General features: G+C 73.3%; 23 protein-coding genes. 9 read left to right on the forward strand and 14 right to left on the reverse strand.

The features are described from left to right. Positions 1–120: 120 nt before the first annotated feature. The 3 genes from DEJ50_RS28890 to DEJ50_RS28900 all read left to right on the forward strand — a co-directional run bounded on the left by DEJ50_RS28890 (position 121) and on the right by DEJ50_RS28900 (position 5,349). Complete coding sequence (locus tag DEJ50_RS28890; RefSeq protein WP_150211003.1) at positions 121–969, forward strand: caspase family protein; 849 nt, start codon at positions 121–123, stop codon at positions 967–969. 190 nt (positions 970–1,159) lie between these two features. Next, complete coding sequence (locus DEJ50_RS28895; RefSeq protein ID WP_150211004.1) at positions 1,160–2,326, forward strand: exonuclease SbcCD subunit D; 1,167 nt, start codon at positions 1,160–1,162, stop codon at positions 2,324–2,326. Next, entirely contained in the window at positions 2,323–5,349 is a 3,027-nt protein-coding gene (locus DEJ50_RS28900; RefSeq protein WP_150211005.1) for an AAA family ATPase, read from the forward strand. The genes DEJ50_RS28895 and DEJ50_RS28900 overlap by 4 nt, the downstream gene beginning before the upstream one ends. On the opposite strand, the gene DEJ50_RS28905 is transcribed toward DEJ50_RS28900, so the two are convergent. After that, positions 5,339–5,785, reverse strand: a complete 447-nt coding sequence (locus tag DEJ50_RS28905) for an Lrp/AsnC family transcriptional regulator (RefSeq protein WP_150211006.1) — start codon at positions 5,783–5,785, stop codon at positions 5,339–5,341. The genes DEJ50_RS28900 and DEJ50_RS28905 overlap by 11 nt on opposite strands. Before the next feature lie 93 nt (positions 5,786–5,878). On the opposite strand from DEJ50_RS28905, the gene DEJ50_RS28910 reads away from it, so the two are divergent. Beyond that, complete coding sequence (locus tag DEJ50_RS28910; RefSeq protein ID WP_150211007.1) at positions 5,879–6,397, forward strand: rhodanese-like domain-containing protein; 519 nt, start codon at positions 5,879–5,881, stop codon at positions 6,395–6,397. A 24-nt stretch (positions 6,398–6,421) separates the two neighbouring features. Here the strand turns inward: DEJ50_RS28910 and DEJ50_RS28915 are convergent, their stop codons facing one another. The 4 genes from DEJ50_RS28915 to DEJ50_RS28930 all read right to left on the reverse strand — a co-directional run bounded on the left by DEJ50_RS28915 (position 6,422) and on the right by DEJ50_RS28930 (position 12,339). Continuing rightward, positions 6,422–8,116 (reverse strand): DUF885 domain-containing protein, encoded by a 1,695-nt coding sequence (locus DEJ50_RS28915; RefSeq protein ID WP_150211008.1) that lies wholly within the window; start codon positions 8,114–8,116, stop codon positions 6,422–6,424. Between the two features lie 105 nt (positions 8,117–8,221). Continuing rightward, positions 8,222–9,628 carry a GNAT family N-acetyltransferase gene (locus tag DEJ50_RS28920; protein WP_150211009.1) on the reverse strand — a complete coding sequence of 469 codons (1,407 nt, stop codon included), beginning with the start codon at positions 9,626–9,628 and terminating at the stop codon, positions 8,222–8,224. 109 nt (positions 9,629–9,737) lie between these two features. Then, on the reverse strand, positions 9,738–11,324 hold the full coding sequence (locus tag DEJ50_RS28925) for an alkaline phosphatase D family protein (RefSeq protein ID WP_150211010.1): 1,587 nt from the start codon (positions 11,322–11,324) through the stop codon (positions 9,738–9,740). A 97-nt stretch (positions 11,325–11,421) separates the two neighbouring features. Further along, entirely contained in the window at positions 11,422–12,339 is a 918-nt protein-coding gene (locus DEJ50_RS28930) for an alpha/beta fold hydrolase (RefSeq protein WP_150211011.1), read from the reverse strand. 327 nt (positions 12,340–12,666) lie between these two features. Here DEJ50_RS28930 and DEJ50_RS28935 point away from each other — a divergent pair, with 327 nt between their 5' ends. Further along, complete coding sequence (locus DEJ50_RS28935; RefSeq protein WP_150211012.1) at positions 12,667–13,428, forward strand: GntR family transcriptional regulator; 762 nt, start codon at positions 12,667–12,669, stop codon at positions 13,426–13,428. A gap of 133 nt (positions 13,429–13,561) precedes the next feature. On the opposite strand, the gene DEJ50_RS28940 is transcribed toward DEJ50_RS28935, so the two are convergent. From DEJ50_RS28940 to DEJ50_RS28950, 3 genes are all read right to left on the reverse strand, one after another. Beyond that, positions 13,562–14,716, reverse strand: a complete 1,155-nt coding sequence (locus DEJ50_RS28940) for an ROK family transcriptional regulator (protein WP_150211013.1) — start codon at positions 14,714–14,716, stop codon at positions 13,562–13,564. Positions 14,717–14,826: 110 nt separating this feature from the next. Further along, positions 14,827–15,477: a response regulator transcription factor gene (locus DEJ50_RS28945; protein ID WP_150211014.1), complete on the reverse strand. Its 651-nt coding sequence runs from the start codon at positions 15,475–15,477 to the stop codon at positions 14,827–14,829. Positions 15,478–15,481: 4 nt separating this feature from the next. Beyond that, entirely contained in the window at positions 15,482–16,675 is a 1,194-nt protein-coding gene (locus tag DEJ50_RS28950) for a sensor histidine kinase (protein WP_150211015.1), read from the reverse strand. A gap of 108 nt (positions 16,676–16,783) precedes the next feature. Here DEJ50_RS28950 and DEJ50_RS28955 point away from each other — a divergent pair, with 108 nt between their 5' ends. From DEJ50_RS28955 to DEJ50_RS28965, 3 genes are read left to right on the forward strand one after another with little or no spacing between them, the layout of a single operon-like run. Beyond that, positions 16,784–17,695 carry an ABC transporter ATP-binding protein gene (locus DEJ50_RS28955; protein WP_150211016.1) on the forward strand — a complete coding sequence of 304 codons (912 nt, stop codon included), beginning with the start codon at positions 16,784–16,786 and terminating at the stop codon, positions 17,693–17,695. A gap of 31 nt (positions 17,696–17,726) precedes the next feature. Next, positions 17,727–18,479 (forward strand): ABC transporter permease, encoded by a 753-nt coding sequence (locus tag DEJ50_RS28960; protein ID WP_150211017.1) that lies wholly within the window; start codon positions 17,727–17,729, stop codon positions 18,477–18,479. Between the two features lie 40 nt (positions 18,480–18,519). After that, positions 18,520–18,957 carry a hypothetical protein gene (locus DEJ50_RS28965; protein ID WP_150211018.1) on the forward strand — a complete coding sequence of 146 codons (438 nt, stop codon included), beginning with the start codon at positions 18,520–18,522 and terminating at the stop codon, positions 18,955–18,957. Here DEJ50_RS28965 and mug read toward each other — a convergent pair. The 5 genes from mug to DEJ50_RS28990 all read right to left on the reverse strand — a co-directional run bounded on the left by mug (position 18,954) and on the right by DEJ50_RS28990 (position 24,193). Beyond that, positions 18,954–19,502 carry a G/U mismatch-specific DNA glycosylase gene (mug, locus tag DEJ50_RS28970; RefSeq protein WP_150212422.1) on the reverse strand — a complete coding sequence of 183 codons (549 nt, stop codon included), beginning with the start codon at positions 19,500–19,502 and terminating at the stop codon, positions 18,954–18,956. The two genes, DEJ50_RS28965 and mug, sit on opposite strands and share 4 nt — an antisense overlap. 5 nt (positions 19,503–19,507) lie before the next feature. Next, positions 19,508–20,941 carry an adenylosuccinate lyase gene (gene purB / locus DEJ50_RS28975; protein WP_150211019.1) on the reverse strand — a complete coding sequence of 478 codons (1,434 nt, stop codon included), beginning with the start codon at positions 20,939–20,941 and terminating at the stop codon, positions 19,508–19,510. Positions 20,942–21,012: 71 nt separating this feature from the next. After that, positions 21,013–21,780: an SGNH/GDSL hydrolase family protein gene (locus DEJ50_RS28980; protein ID WP_150211020.1), complete on the reverse strand. Its 768-nt coding sequence runs from the start codon at positions 21,778–21,780 to the stop codon at positions 21,013–21,015. Positions 21,781–21,827: 47 nt separating this feature from the next. Beyond that, positions 21,828–22,841 (reverse strand): hemolysin family protein, encoded by a 1,014-nt coding sequence (locus tag DEJ50_RS28985; RefSeq protein WP_150211021.1) that lies wholly within the window; start codon positions 22,839–22,841, stop codon positions 21,828–21,830. After that, on the reverse strand, positions 22,838–24,193 hold the full coding sequence (locus DEJ50_RS28990) for a hemolysin family protein (protein ID WP_150211022.1): 1,356 nt from the start codon (positions 24,191–24,193) through the stop codon (positions 22,838–22,840). Before DEJ50_RS28990 ends, DEJ50_RS28985 begins: the two co-directional genes overlap by 4 nt. A 228-nt stretch (positions 24,194–24,421) precedes the next feature. On the opposite strand from DEJ50_RS28990, the gene DEJ50_RS28995 reads away from it, so the two are divergent. Then, entirely contained in the window at positions 24,422–24,850 is a 429-nt protein-coding gene (locus tag DEJ50_RS28995) for a GNAT family N-acetyltransferase (protein ID WP_150211023.1), read from the forward strand. Here DEJ50_RS28995 and DEJ50_RS29000 read toward each other — a convergent pair. Further along, positions 24,847–25,533, reverse strand: a complete 687-nt coding sequence (locus DEJ50_RS29000; protein ID WP_150211024.1) for a class I SAM-dependent methyltransferase — start codon at positions 25,531–25,533, stop codon at positions 24,847–24,849. The genes DEJ50_RS28995 and DEJ50_RS29000 overlap by 4 nt on opposite strands. Between the last annotated feature and the right edge of the window lie 5 nt (positions 25,534–25,538).

Below are 25,538 nucleotides of genomic sequence, written 5' to 3' on the forward strand. Positions count from 1 at the left end.
GCGGGCCTTCACGGTGCAGCGCAACGGGCCACCCGAACAGCGGCCACCCCTGATTCGGACGGCCCCGGGCACGGGAACCATGCTCTCGACCCCGCTGTCCCCCTGCCCCCAGGAGTCACCGTGCCCGTTGGTCTGTCCCTCCACGTAGGTCTGAACAAGGTCGATCCCGCCCGGTACGACGGCTGGGACGGCACACTCATGGCCTGCGAGAACGATGCCCGCGACATGGCCGAGGTGGCCCGGGCCGGCGGGTTCGAGGACACCGTGATCCTCACCGACGACGGCACCGTGGAGAACATCACCGCCGCCCTGCGCGAGGCCGCCGGCCGGCTCCGCACCGGGGACATGCTCCTCTTCACCTACTCGGGCCACGGCGGCCAGATCGACAACCTCGCCGGCTCGGACGACGAACCCGACCGGCAGGACGAGACCCTGGTCTTCTTCGACCGCCAGTTCCTCGACGACGAGCTGTACCGCGAGTTCCAGCGGTTCGAGCAGGACGTGCGGATCTTCGTCCTGCTGGACTGCTGTCACAGCGGCAGCGCGATCGAATCCGTCCGCGAAATGCTCACCCCCCAGGCACTGCAAACGCAGTTCCAGACCCGCGACCCGGGCCGCATCGAGGCGGCCTCCCGGCTGATGCCCCTGTTGAAGCAGCAGCAGATCGCCGCCCGCGACCGGTCCTTCTACACGGACCTCCAGCGCGAGCTCAAGGACGGGAACGGCGGCAGCCCGGCGCAGAACGCCGTGCTCATCGGCGCCTGCCAGGACAACCAGCTCGCCTCCGACGGCCAGATCAACGGCCTGTTCACCGAACAGCTGCTGACCGTGTGGCGCAACGGGGCCTTCCGGGGCGACTACCGCACCTTCCACCGGGACATCCAGAAGCGGATGCCCGCCATCCAGAGCCCGAACCTCTACACCACCGGCCGGCCCACCTTCCTCGACCAGAAGCCGTTCACCATCTGACACCGACCGGCATCATCCGGCGTCGGGGGGCGGCCCCCGCGCGTTACTGTGGTGGGTGCCGTCCGCCGCACGCCTTCCGGGCCGCGCACGGCCCGGAAGCGCAAGGAGCGGAGAACATGCAGGTCGGGGCGGGTACCGGGATGCCGGGCAAGGGCGCGGCAGGCGTAGCAGGCGCTGCGGGGGCGCGGCCTTGAGGTTTCTGCACACCTCCGACTGGCACCTCGGCAGGTCCTTCCACCGCGTCGGCCTGCTCGACGCACAGGCCGCCTTCATCGACCACCTGATCGACACCGTGCGCGAGCAGGCCGTCGACGCCGTCCTGGTGGCCGGAGACATCTACGACCGCGCGGTGCCCCCGCTGCCCGCCGTCGAGCTCTACGACCGGGCCCTGCACCGGCTCGCCGATCTCGGCGTGCCCACTGTGATGATCTCCGGCAACCACGACTCCGCCCGCCGGCTCGGCGTCGGTGCCGGGCTCATCGGCCGGGCGGGCATCCACCTCCGCACCGACCCGGCCGGCTGCGCCGACCCCGTCCTGCTGGCCGACGGACACGGCGACGTCGCCTTCTACGGGCTGCCCTATCTGGAGCCCGCCCTGGTCAAGGACGCCTTCGCGGCCGAGAAGGCCGGCCACGAGGCGGTGCTCGGCGCCGCCATGGACCGGGTCCGCGCCGACCTCGCCGGCCGGCCCCCCGGCACCCGCTCCGTGGTCCTCGCCCACGCCTTCGTCACCGGCGGGCAGCCCAGCGACAGCGAACGCGACATCACCGTCGGAGGGGTCGAGGCCGTGCCCGCCGCCGTCTTCGACGGAGTGGACTACGCCGCCCTCGGCCACCTCCACGGCTGCCAGACCATCACCGAGCGGGTCCGCTACTCCGGCTCCCCGCTCGCCTACTCCTTCTCCGAGGCCGGCCACCGCAAATCCATGTGGCTGATCGAGCTCGGCCCCGCCGGGGAACTCACCGCCGAACGCATCCACACCCCGGTGCCCCGCCCGCTCGCCCGGCTCCGCGGCCACCTCGAACGGCTCCTCGACGACCCAGCCCTCGATGCGTACGAGGAGTCCTGGGTGGAGGCCACCCTCACCGACCCGGTCCGCCCCGAGGACCCGATGGCACGCGTCGCCGCCCGCTTCCCGCACACCCTCAGCCTGGCCTTCGACCCCGAAGGCCGGGCCGAGGACGGCACCGCCTCCTACGCCCAGCGCCTCAAGGGCCGCAGCGACCAGCAGATCGCCGAGGACTTCGTCGCCCATGTGCGCGGCGGCGGCCTGCCCGACGAGGCCGAGCGCAGGGTGCTGCGCGAGGCCTTCGACACGGTCCGCGCCGACACCGCGGCCGAGGAGACCGCCCGATGAGGCTGCACCGGCTCGCGGTCACCGCCTTCGGCCCCTTCGCCGACCGCCAGGAGATCGACTTCGACGCCCTCTCCGGCGCCGGCGTCTTCCTCCTCCACGGCCCCACCGGCGCCGGCAAGACCTCCGTCCTGGACGCCGTCTGCTACGCGCTGTACGGATCCGTGCCCGGCCCCCGCCAGGCCCCCGGCACCCGGCTGCGCAGCGACCACGCCGACCCCGGCACCCCCACCGAGGTCACCCTGGAGCTCACCGCCGGGGGCCGCCGGCTGGAGATCACCCGGCGCCCCGAACAGGACCGCCCCAAGAAGCGCGGCACCGGAACCACCCGCGACAAGGCGCAGTCCTGGCTCCGCGAACGGGGCGCCGGCCACCCGGGCGAGGCCGGCTGGCAGGCCCTGTCCCGCTCCCACCAGGAGATCGGCGAGGAGATCGAGCAGCTGCTCGGCATGAGCCGGGAACAGTTCTGCCAGGTGGTGCTGCTCCCGCAGGGCGATTTCGCCCGTTTCCTACGGGCCGATGCCGAAGCCCGTGGCCGGCTGCTCGGCCGGCTCTTCGACACCCGCCGGTTCGCCGCCGTGGAGACCCTGCTCGCCGACCGCCGCCGGGCTGCCGAGGCCAGGGTCCGGGCCGGTGACGAGAAGGTGCTGGCCACCGCCCAGCGGCTGGCCCAGGCCGCCGGCGACACCGCCGACCTGCGCGCCTGGCCGCTGCCCGCCCTCGCCCCCGGGGACCCCGGCCTGGCCGGAGCGGTCCGGGCCTGGGCGGCCGTCGCCCGCAGCGGAGCCCGTGAACGGCTGACGATCGCCGAGTATGCGCTGGCCGCCGCGGAAAGCCGCCACCATGCCGCCCGCCGGGACGCCGAGGACGCCCGCGAGCTGGACCGGCTCCAGCGCCGGCACGCCGAAACCCTCGCCCGGGCCGCCGCACTGGAGGCCGCCGCACCCGTACGCGACCGGGTCCGGGACCGGCTGAACCGGGCCCGCCGGGCCGCCCTGGTCCGCCCCGCCCTCGAACTCCGCGACGCCGCGACCGCCGCCCACCGCGCGGCCGGCCGCGCCGAGACCGAGGCCCGCAACCTGCTCCCGGCCGGCCTCGCCGAAGCCGGCACCGAACAGCTCGGCGCCCTCGAACGCAAGCTCCGCGAGGACCTCGGCGCGCTCGGCGCCGCCCACCGTGCCGAACAGCGAAGCGCCGAGATCGGCCGCGAGCGCACCGCACTGGACCGGGAGGCCCGCTCCGCCGAGGAACTCCTCCAGGACGACGCCGGCTGGCTGGCCCGCTGGGAGGCGACCCGGGCAGAACTGCGGGACCGCGTCGACTCCGCCCAGCAGGCCGCCACCCTCGCCGAACAGCTCGCCGGGGCGCTGGAACCCGCCCGGCTCCGGCTGGACGCCGCCCGCCGCCGGGACACCCTCGCCGCCGAGGCCGACACGACCGCCGGGGAGCTGCTGGCCGCCCGGGAGGAGTCCGGGGCGGCCAAGGAACGCTGGCTGGAACTCAAGGAGGCCCGGCTGCGCGGCATCGCCGCCGAACTGGCCGCGGCGCTGGTCGCGGGCGAGGCCTGCACCGTGTGCGGCTCGGCCGAGCACCCCGCGCCGGCCCGGCCCGCCCCCGGCCATGTGGACCGGGCCGCCGAGGACGCCGCCCACGCCCGCTACGAGCGGGCCGAGGAACGCCGGGCCGAGGGCGAGCGCCGGCTGGCCGCCGTACGCCAGGCCGGCACCGAGGCCGCAGCCGCCGCCGGGGACACCGCCACTGCCGAACTGCTCACCCGTACGCGGGAACTGGCGGCCCGGCACGCCGAGGCCCATGCCGCGGCGACCGGACTGCACGCCGCCCGCGAGGCCCTCGCCGCCGCCGAGCGCGAGCACGCGGCCCGCAGCGAGAACCGGCAGCAGGCCGAACGGCTCGCCGCCGCCCGCGCCTCCCGCCGCGAGGCCCTCGACCGGGAGCAGGCCGCCCTGGAGGCCGAACTCCGGCTGGTCCGGGGGGACTCGGGCAGCGTGGCCGAGCGGGCCCGGATCCTGGAGCAGCGGGTCCGGCTGGTGGCCGGCACCGCGGAGGCCCTGCGGCGCGCCGAGGCGAGTGCCCAGCGCCTGAAGGAGGCCGACGCCCAGCTGTCCGACGCCGCCTTCGCCGCCGGTTTCGACACCACCGCCGAGGCCGCCGAAGCCGTGCTGCCCGAGGACGAGCACGCGGGTCTGCAACGGCGGCTGGACGCCTGGCAGGCCGAGGAGGCGCTGCTGGCCGACCGGTTCGCCGAGGCCGGCACGGCCGCGGCGGCCGGCCTGCCTCCCGCGGACCCGGCCCGCGCGGAGGCCGCCGCCGACCGGGCCGCGACCGGACTGCGGGCCGCCGGCTCGGCCTGCGACGCCGCCCGGGTGCGCTGCGCCGAACTGGACCGGCTCTCCCGGCAGGCCGAAACGGAACTCCGCGCCCTGGGGCCGCTGCGCGAGGCCTACGACCAGGTCGCCCGGCTGGCCGCGCTGACCGCCGGCACCTCCGCCGACAACGAGCGCCGGATGCGGCTGGAGGCCTATGTACTGGCCGCCCGGCTGGAGCAGGTCGCCGCCGCCGCCACGGTCCGGCTGCTGCGGATGTCCGGCGGCCGGTACACCCTCGTCCACTCCGATGCGCGGGCCGGCGGACGCGGACGCTCGGGCCTGGGCCTGCACGTGGTGGACGCCTGGACGGGCAGCGAGCGGGACACCGCCACCCTGTCCGGGGGCGAGACCTTCTTCGCCTCCCTCGCGCTGGCGCTCGGCCTCGCCGATGTGGTCACCGACGAGGCCGGCGGAATGCGGCTGGACACCCTCTTCATCGACGAGGGCTTCGGCAGCCTGGACGAACAGGCCCTGGACGAGGTGCTCGACGTACTCGACTCGCTGCGGGAACGCGACCGCAGCGTCGGCATCGTCAGCCATGTCGCCGATCTGCGCAGCCGGGTGCAGGCCCGGCTGGAGGTGGTCAAACAGCGCGGCGGCTCGGTGGTCCGGCACCGCACCGGGCAGCTCACGGACTGAGCGGCCGGCGGGGCAGCGGCGAGGAGTAGACGATGCTCGTGGTCACCGGTCCGAGGCCGGCGATCCGGCCGGTGATCTCTTCCAGATGGGCCATCGAGCGGGCGGCGACCTTCAGGACGAAACAGTCGTCGCCGGTGACGTGATGGGCCTCCAGGATCTCCGTCGTGCTCTCCAGGAGGTCGTGGAACGGCTTGTAGTTGCCGTGCGGATAGCGGAGCCGGACCAGCGCCAGGATGGCCTTGCCGAGCTTCTCCGGATCGACCACCGCTGCATAACCGGTGATCACCCCGGCCTCCTCCAGGCGGCGGACCCGCTCGGTGACGGCACTGGCGGACATCGCCACGGCCCGGGCGAGCTCGGCAAAGCTCGCGCGGCCGTCGCGCTGGAGGGCCTCGAGGATGCGCCAGTCCGTGGCGTCGGGGGAATAGCTGGTCATCCCGCAGAAATAGCAGGGAATCCCCGGTCCAACAAGTGATACGCCGGGGAAAGGCACTTCCTCGAGTGGATCAACGGCCGTAGATTTCAGGCCATGACGACGACCCAGAACACCACGACCGCAGCCGCCACCACCGCCAACCCCGTGCTCCGGGTCCCCCCGGCCAGTCCGGCCGCGGCTGCCGCCTACTTCGCGGCGAGCCTCGCCTTCCACGCGGACGTGTCCGATGTCGCCTCCGCCCTCAAGGCCCACCGCGAGCAGGGCGCCGAGCTCGGCTTCCAGCTGATCGACTCGCGCTCCACCCCGTCCTGGGACCAGGCCCATGTGCCCGGGGCCGTCCACCTGCCGACCGCCCTGATCCCCGAGCAGGCCGAACGGCTGCTGGACAAGAACGTCCCCGTGGTCACCTACTGCTGGGGCCCCGGCTGCAACGGCGCCACCCGGTCCGCCCTGGCGCTCGCCGAACTCGGCTTCCAGGTCAAGGAGATGCTCGGCGGCATCGAGTACTGGATCCGCGAGGGCTTCGAGGTCGAGACCTGGCAGGGCACGGCGCAGCGGGCCGAGGCCGACCCGCTGACCGCGCCCACGGACTCCGAGGACTGCGGCTGCTGAGGCCGACCCCGGCGGCCGGCGGTGTCAGAGCCTGGACAGCTCGTCCACCAGGTCGTCCAGACCGAGCGAACCCTGCGACAGCGCCGCCATGTGCCAGGCCTTCAGATCGAAGGAATCGCCGTGCGCGGCGCGCGCGTTCTCCCGGCCCAGCAGCCAGGCCCGCTCGCCCAGCTTGTAGCCGATCGCCTGCCCCGGCATCGACAGGTAGCGGGTCAGCTCGCTCTCGACGAAGTCCGCCGGCCGGCCGCTGTGCAGGCCGAAGAACTCCTGCGCCAGCTCCGGGGTCCACCGCTCGCCCGGGTGGAACGGCGAGTCCGCCGGGATCTCCAGACCCAGGTGCATGCCGATGTCCACGATCACCCGGCAGGCCCGCATCATCTGGCAGTCCAGGTAGCCCAGCCGCTGCTCGGCGTCCTTGAGGTAGCCCAGCTCGTCCATCAGCCGCTCCGCGTACAGCGCCCAGCCCTCGGCGTTGGCGCTCACCCCGCCGATGGTGGCCTGGTAGCGGGACAGCTGATCGGCCACGTGCGTCCACTGCGCGAGCTGGAGGTGATGGCCGGGCACGCCCTCGTGGTACCAGGTGGAGACCAGGTCGTAGACCGGGAACCGGGTCTGCCCCATGGTCGGCAGCCAGGTCCGGCCCGGCCGGGAGAAGTCCTCCGAGGGGGCCGTGTAGTACGGGGCCGCGGCACCGCCGGGCGGGGCGATCCGGGACTCCACCTTCCGGACCCGCTCGGCGAGTTCGAAGTGGGTGCCGTCCAGATTCTCGATGGCCTCGTCCATGATGCCCTGCAGCCAGGCCCGGACCTCCTCGACGCCCTCGATGTGGGTGCCGTGCTCGTCCAGGTGCCGGAGCGCCTCCCAGGGGCCGGCCCCGGGAAGGATCTTGGCCGCTTCGGTCTTCATCTCGGCGAGCAGCCGGTGGTACTCGGACCAGCCGTACGCGTACGCCTCGTCCAGGTCCAGGTCGGTGCCGTTGAAGTAGCGCGACCAGCGGGCGTACCGCTCCCGGCCGACGGTGTCGGGCCGGCCGGCGACCGCCGGGGCGTACACCTCCTGCATCCAGTCGCGCAGTCCCGCCACGGCGGCGGTGGCGGCGGCGCCCGCCTCGTCGAGCTCGGCCCGCAGGGCGGCCGGGCCGCCCGCGGCGAACTCGGTGAAGAAGGCGGGCTCCGTCCCGTCCTCGCCCGCCCAGGTGGTGAGCTGGCCGATGAAGGTGGCGGTGGGGCGCGGGCCGCCGTACAGGCCGCGGGACAGGCCCAGTTCGAGGCAGGAACGGTAGCCGGCCAGGGCGGCCGGGACGGCGCGCAGCCGCTCGGCGATGGCGGCCCAGTCCTCGTCGGTGTCGGCCGGGGTGAGGGTGAACACCTCGCGCACCGCGTGCGCGGGGGAGTGGATGTTGCTGACGGCGAGCAGGTCCTCGTCGGCCTCGTGGACGGCGAGTTCGGCGTTCAGACGCTCGCGCAGCAGGCGGGCGCAGCGGCGCTCGCTGTCACGGTCGGCGCCCGGCCGCTGTTCGGCGGCGTCCAGCGCCGCGAGGGTGGTGCGGGCGAGTTCGGCGACGGCGGCGCGCCCTGCCGGGGAGAAGTCCGGGAGCCTGCTCGAACTGGCGGCGACGCCGAGGTAGGTGCCGGTGATCGGGTCGAGGGCGATCAGATCGTCGACGTACGCATCGGCGACCTGGCGCGGCAGCATGCCGGTGTGGAGGGTGTCTGACATGGGGCCATCTTCATACGGAGCACCCGCCCGCGTCACCACCGTATTCATCCAGGCGCATGACGGGGGCGGGAACGGGTTCTTCCGTTGGGCTTCAGGTGTACTGCTTCAGCGCGGGAGCTCGTACGGCAGCCGCGAGCGGACCGGGGTGGCGTCCAGCCGGGCGGTGATCACCAGGGTGCCCTCCTCTATGAGGTAGTCGAGGGGCAGGCCGAGGGCGCGCATGGCCGCCACCATGCCGGTGTTGGAGGCCTGGGTGACGGCGTACACGCTGTCGCAGCCGGCCTCCACGGCCATGGCGATCAGCCGGCGCAGCAGCTCGGAGCCGATGCCGCGGCGCTGCCACTCGTCCTCGATCAGCAGGGCCACCTCGGTCTCGTCCCCGTCCCACAGCAGGTGCCCGAGGGCGACCAGCTGGCCGGAGGCGGTGGTGGCGGCGAGGGTACGGCCGAACCGGGGGCTGAGCAGGTGCGTCAGGTAGCGGTCGGCGTCGGAGACCGGTCCGTGGTAGCGCAGGGACAGGGTGCGCGGGGAGCAGCGCTCGTGCATGGCGAGCGCGGCCCGGTGGTCGGCGGAGTCGGCGCGGCGCACGGTGATTTCGTTGCCCTCGGGCAGGGTCAGTACGTCCTGGCTGCGCGGGACCCGCGGTCCGAGCCGGGCATCGAGCTCGACCAGGGCGCGGGCCCGGGCGAACTCGGTGGGGGTGAAGGGCAGATGGGGTCGTTCCACGGTGATGGCGCCGCCCGAGGGGTCGCGCAGCCGCATCACGGTGGCCTCCAGGACTCCCTCGACGGGGGCGTCGGCCGCTGCGTTCGGCCGGCCGGAGAGGGTGGTGGCGGGCAGCGAGTGAATGGTGCAGCGGCCGAGCAGCTGGCGCAGTGCGAGCGGGAGTTCGGCGGCGTCGAGGGCGGTCCGCGTGGCCAGGCCGAGGACCCGGGTGGGGGTGTCGACCAGGTCGTGGGCGTCGGCCCGCTCCATCCAGGTGTGGTGGCCGCCGGCTCCGGCGACGGCCCGTGTCACCTCGGCGGAGGGCAGCTCCTGCGGGGTGCGCAGCAGGAACTCGTCCACGGTGCCGCCCTCGGCGAGGGGGTGGGTCTGGAGGGTCAGGATGTCCACCCCGAGCGTGGCCAGTGCGGTGCACAGCGCCGCCAGGCTGCCCGGCTCGTCCCGCACGGTCGTCCGCATCCGCCAGAGGCTGGTGGATCCGGACGGGGCCGCGGGGACGGCGGTATCGGAGGGGGCCGTCGGCTCCGGCGGCGGGGCATGGCTGTGGCGGCGGGCCCACCAGGTGTGGAAGGCGGCCGTGAGCAGGAGTGCGACGGCCGAGGCGATCAGCATGACGGGGCCGCGCGGGCCGCGGACGACGAGCTTGGCGATGGCATCGGCGACCGCGACCGCGCAGAACAGGGCGGCCAGTTCGACGAGGTCGCGGCGCCAGTGGTGGCGGGCGGTGGTGTGGGTACTGCGGTGGGTACTGCGGCGGGCGGGCTTGGGGCGCTGGGTCGGCTGAGTCATGCACACCACTGTGGCCAAGGGGTGTTGCGTGATCACGAACGATCTGTGACCGACTGGTTAAGGATCCATCTGGCCGATTTCGCCCGGTTTTCGTGGCGCTTTTCCTGGCTCAGTGGCTGCCCACCTGGCCGGGCGGGAGGGTCCGGGCGAAGAGTACGCCTTCTCCCTCGGCCCGCAACCGGACGGTGAGCTCCCCGCTGTCGGCGTCGATCTCCACCTCTCCGTAGTACGGGGGGTGCTCCGCCGGCGACAGGTTGGGCAGGGGCGCGGACCGGACGAACTCCTGGCGGGGGCCGAAGGTGGCGTCCAGCCGGCCGTGCGGGAACCCGCCGGCACCGACCGGCCCGGAGACGAACTCCCAGAACGGCGCGAAGTCGGTGAACGCGGCCCGCTCCGGCGCATAGTGGTTCGCGGCCGTGTAGTGGACATCGGCGGTCAGCCACAGGGTGCCGGTGATCCGGCGGTGCTTGATGAAGCGCAGCAGCTCGGCGATCTGGAGCTCCCGGCCGAGCGGGGCGCCTGGGTCGCCCTGGGCCACCGCCTCGAAGTCGGTGGCGCCGTCCGGTACCACGATGCCCAGGGGCATGTCGGAGGCGATCACCTTCCAGGTGGCGCGGGAACGGGCCAGCTCGCGCCGGAGCCAGGCCAACTGCTCGGCGCCGAGGATGCCGACCGGATCGACGGTCTGGCGCCCGGGGGAGTTGGCGTTGCGGTGCGTCCGCATGTCGAGGACGAAGACGTCGAGCAGCGGACCGTGGCGGACCACCCGGTACATCCGGCCCTCGGTCCGGCCGCCGCGCAGGTCGGTGACCGGGAAGTACTCGGAGAAGGCCTGGCCGGCCCGGGCCGCGAGGACGTCCACCTCCTTGACCGTGTACCGCGGGTCGTCGAGCAGCTGGCCCGGGTACCAGTTGTTGCGGACCTCGTGGTCGTCCCACTGGGCGATCACCGGCACCTGGGCGTTGAAGGCGCGCAGGTTCCGGTCGAGCAGGTTGTAGCGGAAGTTCCCGCGGAACTCGGCGAGGGTCTCGGCGACCTTGGCCTTCTCCTCGGTGGTGATGTTCCGCCAGATGCTGCCGTCGCGCAGCGGGACGGTGGCCTGGATCGGGCCGTCGGCGTACACCGTGTCCCCGCTGAAGAGGAAGAAGTCCGGGTTGCGCCGGCGCATCTCGTCGAAGACCCGGAAGCCGCCGCGGTCCGGGTTGATGCCCCAGCCCTGGCCGGCCAGGTCGCCGGACCAGAGGAAGCGGACCCCGGAGCGGCGGGTGACCGGGGTGGTGCGGAAGGTGCCGTATACGGGTTCGCCGGTGCGGCGCGGGTCCTCGGGGTCGGAGAGCAGCACCCGGTAGTGGATCTGCTGGCCGGGCGGCAGGCCGTGCAGGGTGGCGGTGCCGGTGAAGTCGGTGGCCGGCCCGAGGTAGGGGCCCGGGTGCCGGCGTACCGCGTACCGGAAGGACTCGCTGGGGGAGGTCTCCACCGACATCCGGGCGGGCCGGTCGGAGCGGGTCCAGACGCAGGCCGAGAAGGGGGTGATCTCGCCGGACTGGACGCCCCAGGGAGCGCTCGGGCGGCCCGAGCGGGCGAAGGAGGGGGCGGTGGGGCCGGTGGCGGCCAGTGCGGCGGGCGCGCTGGGCAGGGCGAGGACGGCGGACGCGGCGAGGGAGCCGCGGAACAGGGACCGGCGGGTGTGCGGCATCGTTGCGCCTCCAGTGACGGGTCGGGCCAGTGTGCCGCCGGCACCCCGGCCCGACCGCGTCGCCGACGCGAACCGCCGGTGAACAGCCCTCAGACATTCACCTCGCGGCGCCGGAGCCGACGCCGGCGTCGGCTCCGGCTTCGGCGGTGGGGTTGGGCCTGGCTTCGGCGGTGCGGGGCTGTGGGGTGCGGGCGGTGTCGAGGATGACCCGGGCGACGAGCGCCGGGTCGTCGTTCATCGGGACGTGCCCGCAGCCGGGCAGCCGGACCAGCCGGGCGTCCGGGACGGTCTGCTTCGCGCGGAGGCCCTGGCGGGGCAGCAGCAGCCGGTCCCGGGAGCCCCAGGCGATGGTCACCGGCAGACCCGGCACGTCCTCGGTGAAACGGACCGAGCCGCCGGCGGCCAGGGTCTGGCGGAAGCCGGTGGCACCGCGCAGGGCGAGGGTCTCCGCGACCACGGCCCCCGGGGCGCGCCGGCCGGGCCGGGCGTAGATGGTGCCGGTGAGAGCCGTCCGGCCGGCCGCACTGCGGGCCAGGCGCTCGATCGCGGGCAGCGGCAGGGCCTTCGAGCCCGCCCGCATGGCGAGCAGGGCCGCGAAGGCGTACCGCCGCTCGGGTTCGGACCAGAATCCCGCGGGGGAGAGCGCGGTCACCGAGCGGACCAGCCCGGCGCGGCCCATCGCGAGGGCGAGCAGCCCGCCGAGCGAGTTTCCGGCGACGTGCGGGCGTTCCACGCCGAGGGCCGTACAGAGCGCGGCGAGGGCGGGGACGACGGTGGCCAGGTCGTACGGGACGCCGTCCGGGAGCGGCTCCGAGGCGCCGAACCCGGGCAGGTCCACGGCGATCACCTCGTGCTCCGCGGCAAGGATTCCGGTCACCGGTTCCCAGGCCTGGAGGTGGTGGCCGATGCCGTGGAGCAGCAGGAGGGGTTCGCCGGCGCCCTTGCGCTCGTAGGCCACCGTGGCGGCGCGCGGCCCGAGCGGGGAATCGATGGTGAAGGACACCGTGGCGGTCATGCTGCTCCTCTGCTCCGGGCGGCGGGCGCGGCCTTGCTCTCCGTCGGTCATGACTACCGCACGGAACGCCACCTTGGCTACTGCCCGGTAGCCCCGGAGCGGGCCCCTGCGCAAGGCCCCGGCAGGCCTCCGGCCGATCCGCGAACATCCCGTGAACGGCTTGATACGTATGCCCGATCTGCCCGGCAAAGGGATGAGGATTGGTCTTGACCAAGGGGGTGCGCCGTCCTATGGTCGCAGGGATAGTGCAGGAACCTTTAATAAACAAGGGCGCAAAACCAAGGCGCGAACTGCCGCTGGAACACGGCGATCGCAGGAGGAGTCAGGGTGGGGACCACGCAGCTCGAAACGGTGCCGGAGCCGAAGTACTGGCACCTCAAGACCGTGCTCAGCGAGGCGCTCGATCAGGACTTCGCGGTGGGCGAGGTACTGCCCAACGAGCGCGAGCTCGCGGCCCGCTTCGGCGTCGCGCGCGCCACCCTCCGGCAGGCCCTGGAGCAGCTGGAACTCGAAGGCCGGCTGCAGCGCCGCCGTGGTGTCGGCACCACCGTCGCCCCGCCGCGGGTCGGTGTCGCAGTCGGCAGCCCCCGGCACGGCTGGCCCGGCGACAGCGGCGACGGCTGGCAGCCCGTCGACGCCACCGAGTCCCTGCCGACCGCCGCGGTGGCCAAGCTGCTGGGCGGCCCGGCCGACCAGCCGGTGCACACCGTGCGGCGCACCCGGGTGACCCAGGGTCAGGTCGTCGCCGCCGAACTGCTCCACGTCCCGGCCTCCTCGGTGCCCGGGCTCTCCGCCATCGACGCCCCCTCCGGCCCGGCCCGCGCCCGCGCGGTCCTGCGCGAGCTGCAGCGTCTGGTGCTGGACGGCCAGGACCGGGCGGTGGAGCTGGGCTCCGCCCGCGCCGACGACGCCAAGGAACTCGACCGGCTGCCGGGCGCCCCGGTCCTGCTGGTCACCACCCGCTACATGACCGCCGCCGGGACCGCCGCGGTCTCGGTGGCCACGTACCGAGCGGACACCTGCCGGCTGACCTTCGGCGACTCCGGCGACGTCGAAATAGCGCACCAGCCGGACCGCGTCGCCTCCTGAGACCGCAACGCCTCCCGAGTCCCGCTCCCTCCCCGGCGCCTGTTTCCGGCGGCCGGGAGCGGGAGGCCGGGGGAGCCGAGCCATCGGCCGTCGCCGACCCGCTGCCGGCCTGCTGACCCGCTGCCGCAGCGGTTCAGCGGCGGGCCGTGACCGTCTTCTCGATGGCGAACAGTTCTTCCTCCGCCTGGTCCAGCGCCAGCCGGAGCGCCCCGGTGGCCACCGCCGCCTCGCCCAACAGCGACAGCGCCACCCGCGGCGGGCGCAGGCAGTACCGCTCCAGCTCCCGCCGCAGCGGGTCCAGTACGTCGTCCAGGCCGGCCGCCCAGCCGCCGACCACGACCAGCTCCGGGTCCATGGCCAGCACCAGCGCGGCCACATCGTGCACCAGCCGCTGGACGAACCGGTTCAGCGCGGCCACCGCCCGCTCGTCACCCCGGCGCGCCATGGCGAAGACCTCGGCCACCGCCTGCTCGTCCAGCGGATGCAGCGGTTCATCGGTCGTCGACAGCAGCTTCTCCGGGGTGACCTCGCGGCCCAGCAGATGCAGCGCGCCGATCTCGCCCGCCGCCCCGCCGAAGCCCCGGTGCAGCCGGCCGCCGATCAGCGACCCGGCGCCCGGGCTGAGCCCGGCCATGACGAACACCATGTCGTCCGTGTCCCGCGCGGAGCCCTTCCAGTGCTCACCGACCGCCGCCGCATTCGCGTCGTTCTCCACCTGCACCGGGCACCGGAACGACCGCTGCAGCCGTTCGCCGAGCGGCAGCCCGGTCCAGCCCGGCAGGGCCGTACCCAGCCGGACCGTGCCGTCCGCCTGTACGATCCCCGGGCTGGCCACGCCGACCGCCCGCAGCGAGTCCCGCGGCACACCGGCCCGCCGCAGCAGGTCGGCCACCATGGACCGGACCTTCTCCAGCCGCTCGTCGGCGGACGCCGTCTCGGCGACCTCCTTGGTGCCGGCGCCGATCACCCGTCCGTCGAGACCCGACAGCAGGGCCGCGACCCGGTGCGAACCGATCTCGATGCCCAGCAGATGACCCGCCTCGGCCCGGAACCGGAACCGTCTGGCCGGCCGGCCCTGCCGGCGCGCGCCCTCCTCTGCGGAGGCCTCGACCACCAGTCCGGTGCCCATCAGCCCCTCGACGACCCCCTCCACCGTCGGCCGGGACAGCCCGGTCACCCGGGTGAGGTCGGTGAGGGTCGGCGCTTCGGCCGCGCGCAGTGCGCGCAGCACCACGGCGGAATTGATCCGCCGGAGCAGAGAGGGATCCCCGCCGGTCAGCTGCCCCAACGTGTGTCCTCCCAGCGTGCGAGCCTGTCAGCCGGATCGTACTGCCCACCCCGGACCACGGCGAGAAGCAGCCCCCTCATCCGGCCGCCCGGGTCCCTCGCCCCCTCCGGTCAGGCGGGGGCCACGAACCCGGACTCGTACGCCGCGATCACCGCCTGGGTCCGGTCCCGCGCGCCCAGCTTCGCCAGCACCGCACTCACATGGGACTTCACGGTCTCCGTCCCCACGAACATCTCGCCCGCGATCTCCGCATTGGTGAGCCCCCGCGCCATCAGCCGCAGCACCGCCTCCTCCCGCTCGGTCAGCGCGGCCCGCTCCAGCGCCGCCCGCGCCTTGCTGTTCCCGTACTCGCCGGCCAGCGCCCGCACCGCCGCCGGGAACAGCAGGCTCTCGCCTTCCGCCACCAGCCGCACCGCGTGCACGATCTCCGCCGGCCGGGCCCGCTTCAACAGGAACCCGTCCGCCCCGGCCCGCAGCGCCCGGTAGACGTACTCGTCGTTCTCGAAGGTCGTGACCACCAGGATCTTCGGCGGGTCGTCGACGGTCTTCAGCACCGCCTTCGTCGCCTCGATCCCGTCCAGCAGCGGCATCCGGACATCCATGGCCACCACATCCGGCCGCAACCGCCGGACCAGGGGAATCACGGCAGCCCCGTCGGCGGCCTCGCCCACCACCTCGATATCGGGCTGGGCATCGAGTACGGCGCGCAGACCCGCACGGACCAGGGGTTCATCGTCAACGAGCAATACGGTAACCGGCATCCGGTCAGCGTATGGGCTCCAGCGGAAGCCGCACGCACACTCTCCAACTGCCCGCGGACGCACCCGACTCCGCCGCACCGCCCAGCAGCGCAGCCCGCTCCCGGATTCCCCGTAGACCGCTGCCGCTCCCGCTCCCGCTGTCGCCCGGACCGCCCGCCTCCCGGCCGGCGGGAAGCGGGTTCACCACCTCCAACTCCAGCTGCTCTGCCGTCATCTCCACCCGCACCCGGACCGGGACCGGCCCCGAATGCCGCAACACGTTCGTGAGCGCCTCCTGCAGAATCCGGTACGCCTCCCGGGTGACCGGCCCCGGCAGTGTCTCCAGCGGCCCGGACAGCCGGGCGTCCACCATGGCCCCCGAGGCCCGGGTCGAGTCCAGGAGCCGGTCCGCGTCCGCGAGGGTCGGCCGTTGCGAGGGGCGCGGCCCGGACTCCCGGAGCACGGCCAGCACCCGCTCCAGATCCTCCAGGGCCGCCCGGCCGGTCTCCTCGATCGCGGTCAGTGCCCGCTCGGTGAACGCGGGATCCCCGGCCGCCCGCGCCGCCCCGGCCTGCACCACCGCAACCGTCAGCGCATGCCCGATCGTGTCGTGCAGCTCCCGCGCGATCCGGGTCCGCTCCAACAGCTGCTCCGTACGCAGTTCCAGGGCCGTCATCCGCTCGGCGGCCGAGGGCCCCAGCAGCCGGCCGGCCGTGGCGGTGATCAGCCGGCCCAGCAGATGCACGGTCAACAGCAGCAGGAGCAGCGGCACCGGCACCAGGACCGCGGCCAGCCAGCGTGGCGGGACCACCGGCAGCGACACGTCCCCCCGGATCGGGTACCCGAAGGCGGTGGTGAGCAGCTCGACCGTGAAGATGGGCAGCCAGACGGTCGGGAAGAGGGTGGCGAAGGCCAGCACCAGCCGTATCTCCAGCCACAGCACGGTCCGCCAGCGGTCTCCCCAGCGCTGGGAAGCCTTGGTGGATATGGCGCTGTCCTCGGAATCCCGGTCCTGCGGGGTGAGAAGGAACTGGGCCTGCAGCCCCTCTGCCATCCGCACCCAGGGGATCAGGCCAAAGGGCGCGATGATCAGAGCCGGCGCCCACATGGCCTCCGGCTCTATGAAGACCCAGATCGCCACCAGCAGCACGGGCACGCACAGGTGCAACCAGCGCGAGTACGTGACCGGTTGGAGCGGGGCTCTGAGGATTTGGTACATGGCGACATGGTGGCAGCCCGGCGATCACGGCTTCCTCCCCCGTGCGGGGGAGACGATCCCCCCGCACGGGGGAGGAACGGGGGTGGGGCGGGCGGCGAGTCTTGAGCCATGAACAGCATCGAGATCCGCCAACTGACCAAGGCATACGGCACCACCCGGGCCGTGGACCACCTCAGCTTCGACGTGCTGCCCGGCCGGGTCACCGGATTCCTCGGGCCGAACGGCGCCGGCAAGTCCACCACGATGCGCCTGCTGCTGGGCCTGGACCGGGCCACCTCCGGCACGGCCACCATCGGCGGGCGACGGTTCACCGAGTTCACCGAACCGCTCCACCACGTGGGGGCCCTGCTAGACGCCCAGGCCGCGCACGGCGGGCGGACCGGCCGGAACCACCTGCGGGCTCTGGCCGCCGCCAACCGGATCCCGGCGCGGCGGGTGGCGGAGGTCCTGGAGCAGGCCGGCATCGCCGCCGCGGCCGACCGGCGCATCAAGACGTACTCCCTGGGGATGCGGCAGCGCCTCGGGATAGCCGCCGCCCTGCTCGGTGACCCCGGTGTGCTGCTGCTGGACGAGCCGACCAACGGCCTCGACCCGGAGGGCATCATCTGGGTCCGCGAGCTGATGCGGGGCCTGGCCGCGCAGGGCCGCACCGTGCTGGTGTCCAGCCATCTGATGTCCGAGACCGCCGCTTCCGTCGACCACCTGATCGTCCTCGGCCGCGGCAGGCTCCTCGCCGACACCTCCATGAAGGAGTTCATCGACGAGCGGAGCACCGCCCGGGTGCGGCTGCGCACCTCGGACCCGATCCGTCTGCGGGCCACCCTGGCCCGGGACGGCCTGGAACTCGCCGAGGCGCCGGAAGGCCGCTGGACGGTCGACGGGGTCCTGGCCGAGCAGATCGGTGCGCTCGCCGCCCGGGAGGGCATCCCGATGTTCGAACTCTCCGACGAGCGGGCCTCACTGGAGCAGGCCTACCTCGACCTCACCGCCGACCACGCCGAATTCGCCGCCGCCCACTGACCACCCCATACCGACAGGAGGCAGTACCCCCATGTTCGCCACCGCCCTGCCCACCCGCCCCGTCCTGCACGCGGAATGGATCAAGATACGGTCGCTGCGCGGCACCTTCTGGTCGCTGATCGCCGTCTTCGTGGCCACCGCCGGGATCCAGGCACTCACCGCAGCCGCCATCGGTACCGCCGAGGAGGGCAGCATGGGAGAGGACCCGCTGCTCGCAGCCTTCTACGGCCTCAACTTCGGGCAGATAGCCGCCATCGCCTTCGGTGCGAGCGCGTTCTCGAACGAATTCCACAACAACGCCCTGAGGGTCACACTGACGTCGGTGCCGGACCGCACCCGCTTCTACCTGTCGAAGGTCCTCATGGTGGGCGGGCTCGCGCTTCTGGTGGGCCAGGTCACCGGGGTCGTCACCTTCGTCGCAGGCCAGGCGTTCATGGGGCAGTACGCCATCGGGCTCGGAGACGAGGGCGCGGTCCGTGCCATGGTCGGCAGCGGGGTCTACCTGGCCCTGATGGCGCTGTTCGCCGCTGGACTGACAGCGATCCTGCGCAGTGGTACCGCGGTGCTGAGCATGCTCATACCGTTCATCCTGATCGTCTCCTTCGTCGTGGGTGAAGTCGTGGGGGGCATCAGCCAGTACCTGCCGGACCGTGCCGGGCAGATGATCATGCGCATCGAGCCGCACGGCGAGCTCGGTCCCTGGACCGGACTGGGAGTGACCGCGCTGTGGGCGCTGGCCGCACTGGCCGGGGGCTGGCTGGCGGTGCGCCGACGGGACGCGTGACGCCACGCCAGTTGTCAGTGGTGGCCGGGATACTGACGGTATGACCACGGCAGAGCATCTAGAGACGATCGACCGGCTCCGGACGCGCGAGTTCCCCGCGGTCCGAGGCCGGTCGGGGCCGGTCGTCAGCGGGCCCGGATACCACCTCGCCGAGCTCGGCGGAAGCCGGTGGTACGGGGACGAGGACGCGGCCGACCGGCTTGCCGGAGAGGAACAGCTGTCGGCGGAGCACGGGGCGTTGGCCGAACGACTGACGGACCGCTGGGGGACACCGCAGGTGTTCGGCCTCCACGGCCTGCTGGCCCGGACCGGAGCGGGCGAGGAACTGCCGCAACCCTGGCAGGAGGTGTGCGCCACGGCCGGACACATCCACCTGTGGCGGGCCCAGGACCGGTGGGTGGCCCTCTACACCGCTCACTGGGGTGCCGATCACTCCCCGCAGCTGATGGCCGCGGTCACCGTGATCGACCCGCCCTAGAGAGGGGTGTCCGTCTCCGCTGCGGCGCGCAGGCGGGCGTATTCCTGGGCCATGGTTTCGGCGGTCCAGTGGGCATTGAGGCCGCTGGGGTTGGGGAGGGCCCAGATGCGGGTGGAGCCGATGGTGCGGGGCTGCTCGCCGATGGCGGCGCGGCGGTCGCCGAAGGCGGTCCGGTAGGCGGTCACGCCCACCACGGCCAGCCACTGCGGGCGCAGGAGCTGCACCTTGGCCGTCAGGATCCGGCCGCCCTCGCGGAATTCCTCCGCCGAGAGCTCGTCCGCCCGCGCGGTGGCCCGGGCCACCACATTGGTGAGGCCGAGGCGGTGGGTGAGGAGCTCCTCCTGTTCGGCGGGGGCCAGCCGGCGGGGGGTGAAGCCCGACAGGTGCAGCACCGGCCAGAAGCGGTTGCCGGGGCGGGCGAAGTGGTGGCCCGTCGCGGCGGAGAGGAGACCCGGATTGATACCGCAGAACAGCACGCGGAGACCGCCCGCCACCACGTCCGGCAGGACGCGGTCACGGGCGGCGTTCAGCTCCTCGGGCGTCAGGGGGCTCAGAGGATCGACCCCGGGGTGTAGCCGGCGGCCTCCGGGTGCTGCTTGGCGATCTCCTCGATCCGGGAGACCACGGTGGCGACCTGGTCGCCCGCCGCGCCCGTGAAGGACAGCTTGTCGGCCATCAGCGCGTCGAGCTGCGACCGGTCCAGCGGGATCCGCTCGTCGGCGGCCAGCTTGGCCAGCAGCTCGTTGCGCTCGGCACCCTGCTCGCGCATGGCGAGGGCGGAGGCCACCGCGTGCTCCTTGATGACCTCGTGGGCCACCTCGCGGCCCACACCCGCGCGCACGGCACCCATCAGGACCTTGGTGGTGGCCAGGAAGGGGAGGTAGCGGTCCAGTTCGCGGGCGACGACGGCCGGGAAGGCGCCGAACTCGTCGAGGACGGTCAGGAAGGTCTCCAGCAGGCCGTCGAAGGCGAAGAAGGCGTCGGGCAGGGCCACCCGGCGGACCACCGAGCAGGAGACGTCGCCCTCGTTCCACTGGTCGCCGGCCAGCTCGCCGGTCATCGAGGCGTAGCCCCGCAGGATGACCATCAGGCCGTTCACGCGCTCGCAGGAGCGGGTGTTCATCTTGTGGGGCATGGCCGAGGAGCCGACCTGGCCCGGCTTGAAGCCCTCGGTGACGAGTTCGTGCCCGGCCATCAGGCGGATGGTCTTGGCGATCGAGGACGGGGCGGCGGCCAGCTGCACCAGCGCGGTCGTCACGTCGTAGTCGAGAGAGCGGGGGTAGACCTGGCCGACCGAGGTGAAGGCGTGGGCGAAGCCGAGGTGGGCGGCGATCCGCTGCTCCAGGTCGGCCAGCTTGGCGGCGTCGCCGCCGAGCAGGTCCAGCATGTCCTGGGCGGTGCCGACCGGGCCCTTGATCCCGCGCAGCGGGTAGCGGCCCAGCAGGTCCTCCAGGCGGCCGTAGGCGACCAGGAGCTCGTCGGCGGCCGTCGCGAAGCGCTTGCCCAGGGTGGTGGCCTGCGCGGCGACGTTGTGCGACCGGCCGGCCATGACCAGCTCGGCGTACTCGCCGGACAGCTTGCCCAGGCGGGCGAGGACGGCGACCGTGCGGTCCCGGGCCAGCTCCAGGGAGAGCCGGATCTGGAGCTGCTCGACGTTCTCGGTGAGGTCGCGGGAGGTCATGCCCTTGTGGACGTGCTCGTGTCCGGCGAGGGCGTTGAACTCCTCGATCCGGGCCTTCACGTCGTGCCGGGTGACCTTCTCGCGCTCGGCGATGGAGGCGAGGTCGACCTGCTCGAGGACGCGCTCGTAGTCGGCCAGGGCGTCGTCCGGGACCTCGATACCGAGGTCCTTCTGGGCGCGCAGCACGGCGAGCCAGAGCCGCCGCTCCAGGGTCACCTTGTACTCGGGGGACCACAGGACGGCGAGCTCCGGGGAAGCGTAGCGGCCGGCCAGGACATTGGGGATGCGGGGCTTGGCAGTCACGTCAAGGGATTCTACTGGCCGCACAGCTGTGGGTTTACGCAGGTCCGGGGCCCGTCCCGGGTTGTGGATTGCTACGAGAGGGGAAGCAGGTCCGGACGCTTCGCCGGCCGTCCGTCGCCCGAGGAGCGCCCCGTCAGACGGCGGCCGATCCACGGCAGCAGATGCCGCCGGGCGAACCGGAGGTCCTCGGTCCGCCGGACCGCCCAGCCCGAGGGCCGGCCGGGCGGCAGTTCGGCCCGCCAGTCCTCGGCCGGGGGCAGGCCGAGGGTCTGCCAGACGGCCTCCGCCACCCGGTGGTGCCCCTCACCGGTCAGGTGCAGCCGGTCGACGTCCCAGAGCCGGGGGTCGCCGAGCACCGGCGCCCCGTACAGGTCGACCACCAGGGCCCCGTGCCGGGCGGCGAGCTCCTCCACGACCGTGAAGAGCTCCTCCATGCGCGGCCGGAAGCGTTCCATCACCGGGCCGTTGCGGCCCGGCGAACGCATCAGCACCAGCTGCCGGCAGGACGGCGCCAGCCGTTCCACGGCCTCCTCCAGATGGCCCCGGACCCGCCCCATGTCCACCTTGGGGCGCAGCGCGTCGTTCAGGCCGCCCACCAGGGTGACCACATCGGCGCGCATCGCGGCAGCCGCACCGACCTGCTCCTCCACGATCTGCCCGATCAGCTTTCCCCGGACGGCGAGGTTGGCGTACCGGAAGCCCGGCTCCCGGGCCGCCAGCCGGGCTGCCAGCAGATCGGCCCACCCCCGGTAGGAGCCGTCCGGCAGCCCGTCCGACATGCCCTCGGTGAAGGAGTCGCCGACCGCGACAAAACTGGTGTAGGACGCATTCATCTCCATGGCGGAGCGATGTTACCGCGCAGTCGGCCCGGCACGGGGGGCGAGGGTCAGGCCTGTTTGCCGAACAGCTCCCGCAGCACGTCCTCCATGGTCACCAGCCCGGTCATGGCCCCGTCCGCGCCCAGGACCGCCGCCAGATGCGTCCTGCTGCGCCGCATCGCGGTCAGCACGTCGTCCAGCGGGGTGTCCGCCCGGACCTGGGCGATCGGCCGCAGCGCCGGCGGCGGGAACGGCTCGTCCCGGGCCATTGCGTCCAGGGCGTCCTTGACGTGCAGGTATCCCAGGATCATGCGCTGGTCGTCGACCACCGGGAAGCGCGAGTACCCCGAGGACCCGGAGAGCCTTTCCAGCTGCTCGGGGGTGATGCCCAACCGGGCCGTCACCACCTTCCCCGCCGGCAGCACCACATCCGTCACCGGCCGCCTGCCCAGCTCCAGCGCATCGTGCAGCCGCTCGCCGGCCCGGCCGTCGAGCAGCCCGGCATCGCGGGAGTCCTTCACCATCCGGGCCAGCTCGTCGTCCGTGAAGGTCGCGGAGACCTCGTCCTTGACCTCCACCCGCAGCAGCCGCAGCAGGCTGTTGGCGAAGGCGTTGATCGCGAAGATCACCGGCCGCAGCGCCCGGGTCAGCGTCACCAGCGGCGGACCCAGCAGCAGCGCCGTGCGCACCGGCTCGGCCAGCGCCACGTTCTTCGGCACCATCTCGCCGAACAGCATGTGCAGGTACGTCGCCAGGGCCAGCGCCACCACGAAGGAGATCGGGTGGGTGAGCCCGTGCGGGACGCCGACCAGGTCGAAGAGCGGGGTCAGCAGATGGGCGATGGCGGGCTCGGCCACCACACCCAGCACCAGGGTGCACAGGGTGATGCCCAGCTGTGCCGCCGCCATCAGCGCCGACAGGTGCTCCAGGCCCCACAGCACACTGCGGGCCCGCCGCTCGCCCTTCTCGGCGTACGGTTCGATCTGGCTGCGCCGGACCGAGATCAGCGCAAATTCCGCGCCGACGAAGAAGGCGTTGACGACCAGGGTCGCCAGGCCGATCAGCAACTGGACCGCGGTCATCGGGCCCCCTCCGCACCGTGCGCACCGTCGTGGCTTCCGCCCTCGGACTCCACGGGCGCGTGCAGCAGCACGCGTGCGGCCCGCCGCCCGCCGGCATCGACCACGTCGAGCTGCCAGCCGCCCAGCTCGAGGCTGTCGCCGACCGCCGGGATCCGGCCCAGCCCGGTCGCTATCAGCCCGGCCAGGGTTTCGTACGGGCCGTCCGGCACCCGCAGTCCGATCCGCTCCAGCTGGTCGGTACGCGCAGCGCCGTCCGCCGAGTAGAGCCGGCGTCCGGCGGCGTCCGTGCCGGCCGGGGCCAGGTCGGAGGTCTCATGCGGATCGTGCTCGTCCCGCACCTCGCCGACCACTTCCTCGACGATGTCCTCCAGGGTGACGACCCCGGCCGTGCCGCCGTACTCGTCGATGACCACGGCCATGGTCTGCTTCCCGGACAGCCGGTCCAGCAGCCGGTCCACGGTCAGCGACTCCGGCACCAGCAGGGGTGCACGCAGCAGCTGGGAGACCGGGCGGTGGCGCCGCTCGGCGGCCGGCAGGGCCAGTACGTCCTTGATGTGGACGGTGCCGACCACCGAGTCCAGGCCGCCCCGGTAGACCGGGAACCGGGACAGGCCGGTGGCCATGGTCGCGTTCGCCACGTCCTCCGCCGTCGTCTGCACGTCCAGGGCGGTCACCTGGACCCGGGGGGTCATCACGTTCTCCGCGGTCAGATCGGCCAGGTTCAGGGTCCGTACGAACAGCTCGGCGGTGTCCTTCTCGAGCGCGCCCGCCTTTGCCGAGTGCCGGGCCAGCGCGACCAGCTCCTCCGGGGTCCGCGCGGAGGCCAGCTCCTCGGCCGGCTCCAGGCCGAACCGGCGCACCGTGTGGTTCGCTGTGGTGTTGAGGTGGCCGATCAGCGGCCTGAAGGCACGGCTGAACACCCGTTGCAGGGTGGCCACCCGCTTGGCGATGGCCAGCGGCGAGGAGATCGCCCAGTTCTTGGGCACCAGCTCGCCGACGACCATCAGGACGACGGTCGACAGCACCGTGCCCAGGACCAGGGCGGTGGACGAGGCGGCACCGCTGGACAGGCCCATGGCCTCGAACGGGCCCTTGAGCAGGGCGGCGATCGAGGGCTTGGAGATCATGCCGATGACCAGGCCGGTGACGGTGATGCCGAGCTGGGCGCCGGACAGCTGGAAGGTCAGGCTCCGGACGGCCGTCAGGGCACTCTCGGCCCCGCGCTCGCCGCGCTCCACGGCCCGCTCCAGATCGCTGCGCTCGACCGTGGTCAGCGAGAACTCGGCCGCGACGAACACGCCGCAGGCAAGGCAGAGCAGGAGCGCCAGTACGAGCAGAAGCACTTCGGTCATCGGTTCACCTCCGTCCAATGATCAGCCAGGCGGGGAACAGATGCGCGATGTCGGGTACTGGGAGGCTCGTCCATGGGCGGACGCTCACACCTTTCCTTCGGACGTACGGGTGCACCACGGGTAACGGTGTCCCCACATGGTAAAGGACGGGCAAAGCGGCGGTGCAGCCGGTCTCGCGGTACGGAATTCGGTGGCCCGCCGGCGACCGGCCGTGCTTCGCTTCCGGCCATGATCGAGCCACTGATCCGGACCGCAGACCCGGCCGATGCCGAGGACGTCCTCCGCTTCTGGAAGGAGGCGGCCGAGGGGGAATCCATCACGGACGACCTCGCCGGAGTGACCGGCCTCATCGGCCGCGACCCCCAGGCGCTGATCCTCGCCGAGGCGGGCGGACGCATCGTCGGTACCGTCATCGCGGGCTACGACGGCTGGCGCTGCTCCCTCTACCGGCTGGCCGTCCTGCCCTCCCACCGCCGCCAGGGCATCGCGACCCGCCTCCTCGACGCCGCCGAGCAGCGCTTCCGCGCGGCCGGCGGGCGACGCGGCGATGCGATGGTGCTGGAGGCCAACGAGCGGGCCCACCGGACCTGGACCGCGGCCGGCTACCACCGCGAGGACCGCTGGCGCCGCTGGGTGAAGCCCTTCCCGACGGCCTAAGCCGGCAGCTCCCCGAACTCGCGGCGGGCCGTGCCGATCACGCAGTACGAGGTGGGCAGCGCGGGTCCGCGCTCCGGCAGCCGGAAGGCCCGCCGCGCGGTGATCCGGAACCCGGCCGCCTCGATCGCGGCGGGCGCGTCCCGCGCGGTGTGGCAGCCGCCGAACAGACGTGGCCACACCGTCCGGTCCAGGGCCCGCTGGACGGTCGCCATACCGCGCCCGGGGGCCACGCCGTGCTCGAAGAACCGCAGCTCCGCACCCGGCCGGAGCACCCGGTGCAGCTCGGCCAGGGCCCGCGGCAGGTCCCGTACGGTGCACAGCACCAGCGAGGCCACCGCCCCGTCGAAGGCCTCGCTCTTCACCGGGAGCGCCTCCGCCGCACCGGGCACCACGTCCACCGGGACCTCCGCGCGCAGCGCCGCCTCCGCCGCCAGCCGGCGCAGGGTCCGCTCGGGCTCCACCGCGACCACCTCGGAGACGGCCCGCGGGTAGTGGGCGAAGTTCAGGCCGTTGCCCGCCCCGATCTCGATGACCCGGCCGGACAGCCCGGCCAGCAGCTCCCCCCGCAGTCCGGCGACCCCGCCGCGGGTGTCGGCCTGCACGCTCAGCCGGGCGTAGAACCGGGCGAAGAGGGGATGGTGGACGGCATCCGGTGGCAGCGGCCGGTTCGCTCGCAGGGGCATGGCAC

Source organism: Streptomyces venezuelae (genome assembly GCF_008642295.1).
GTDB lineage: Bacteria > Actinomycetota > Actinomycetes > Streptomycetales > Streptomycetaceae > Streptomyces > Streptomyces venezuelae_C.

Coding starts and splice junctions, on each gene's coding strand:
- DEJ50_RS28905 (WP_150211006.1), bottom strand. CDS start 5,785: ATGACCAGCTATTCCCCCGACGCCACGGACTGGCGCATCCTCGAGGCC.
- DEJ50_RS28960 (WP_150211017.1), top strand. CDS start 17,727: ATGTTCGCCACCGCCCTGCCCACCCGCCCCGTCCTGCACGCGGAATGG.
- DEJ50_RS28980 (WP_150211020.1), bottom strand. CDS start 21,780: ATGGAGATGAATGCGTCCTACACCAGTTTTGTCGCGGTCGGCGACTCC.
- DEJ50_RS28995 (WP_150211023.1), top strand. CDS start 24,422: ATGATCGAGCCACTGATCCGGACCGCAGACCCGGCCGATGCCGAGGAC.
- DEJ50_RS28965 (WP_150211018.1), top strand. CDS start 18,520: ATGACCACGGCAGAGCATCTAGAGACGATCGACCGGCTCCGGACGCGC.
- DEJ50_RS28985 (WP_150211021.1), bottom strand. CDS start 22,841: ATGACCGCGGTCCAGTTGCTGATCGGCCTGGCGACCCTGGTCGTCAAC.
- DEJ50_RS28990 (WP_150211022.1), bottom strand. CDS start 24,193: ATGACCGAAGTGCTTCTGCTCGTACTGGCGCTCCTGCTCTGCCTTGCC.
- DEJ50_RS28950 (WP_150211015.1), bottom strand. CDS start 16,675: ATGTACCAAATCCTCAGAGCCCCGCTCCAACCGGTCACGTACTCGCGC.
- DEJ50_RS28925 (WP_150211010.1), bottom strand. CDS start 11,324: ATGCCGCACACCCGCCGGTCCCTGTTCCGCGGCTCCCTCGCCGCGTCC.
- DEJ50_RS29000 (WP_150211024.1), bottom strand. CDS start 25,533: ATGCCCCTGCGAGCGAACCGGCCGCTGCCACCGGATGCCGTCCACCAT.
- DEJ50_RS28930 (WP_150211011.1), bottom strand. CDS start 12,339: ATGACCGCCACGGTGTCCTTCACCATCGATTCCCCGCTCGGGCCGCGC.
- DEJ50_RS28920 (WP_150211009.1), bottom strand. CDS start 9,628: ATGACTCAGCCGACCCAGCGCCCCAAGCCCGCCCGCCGCAGTACCCAC.
- DEJ50_RS28915 (WP_150211008.1), bottom strand. CDS start 8,116: ATGTCAGACACCCTCCACACCGGCATGCTGCCGCGCCAGGTCGCCGAT.
- DEJ50_RS28945 (WP_150211014.1), bottom strand. CDS start 15,477: ATGCCGGTTACCGTATTGCTCGTTGACGATGAACCCCTGGTCCGTGCG.
- DEJ50_RS28955 (WP_150211016.1), top strand. CDS start 16,784: ATGAACAGCATCGAGATCCGCCAACTGACCAAGGCATACGGCACCACC.
- DEJ50_RS28910 (WP_150211007.1), top strand. CDS start 5,879: ATGACGACGACCCAGAACACCACGACCGCAGCCGCCACCACCGCCAAC.
- DEJ50_RS28900 (WP_150211005.1), top strand. CDS start 2,323: ATGAGGCTGCACCGGCTCGCGGTCACCGCCTTCGGCCCCTTCGCCGAC.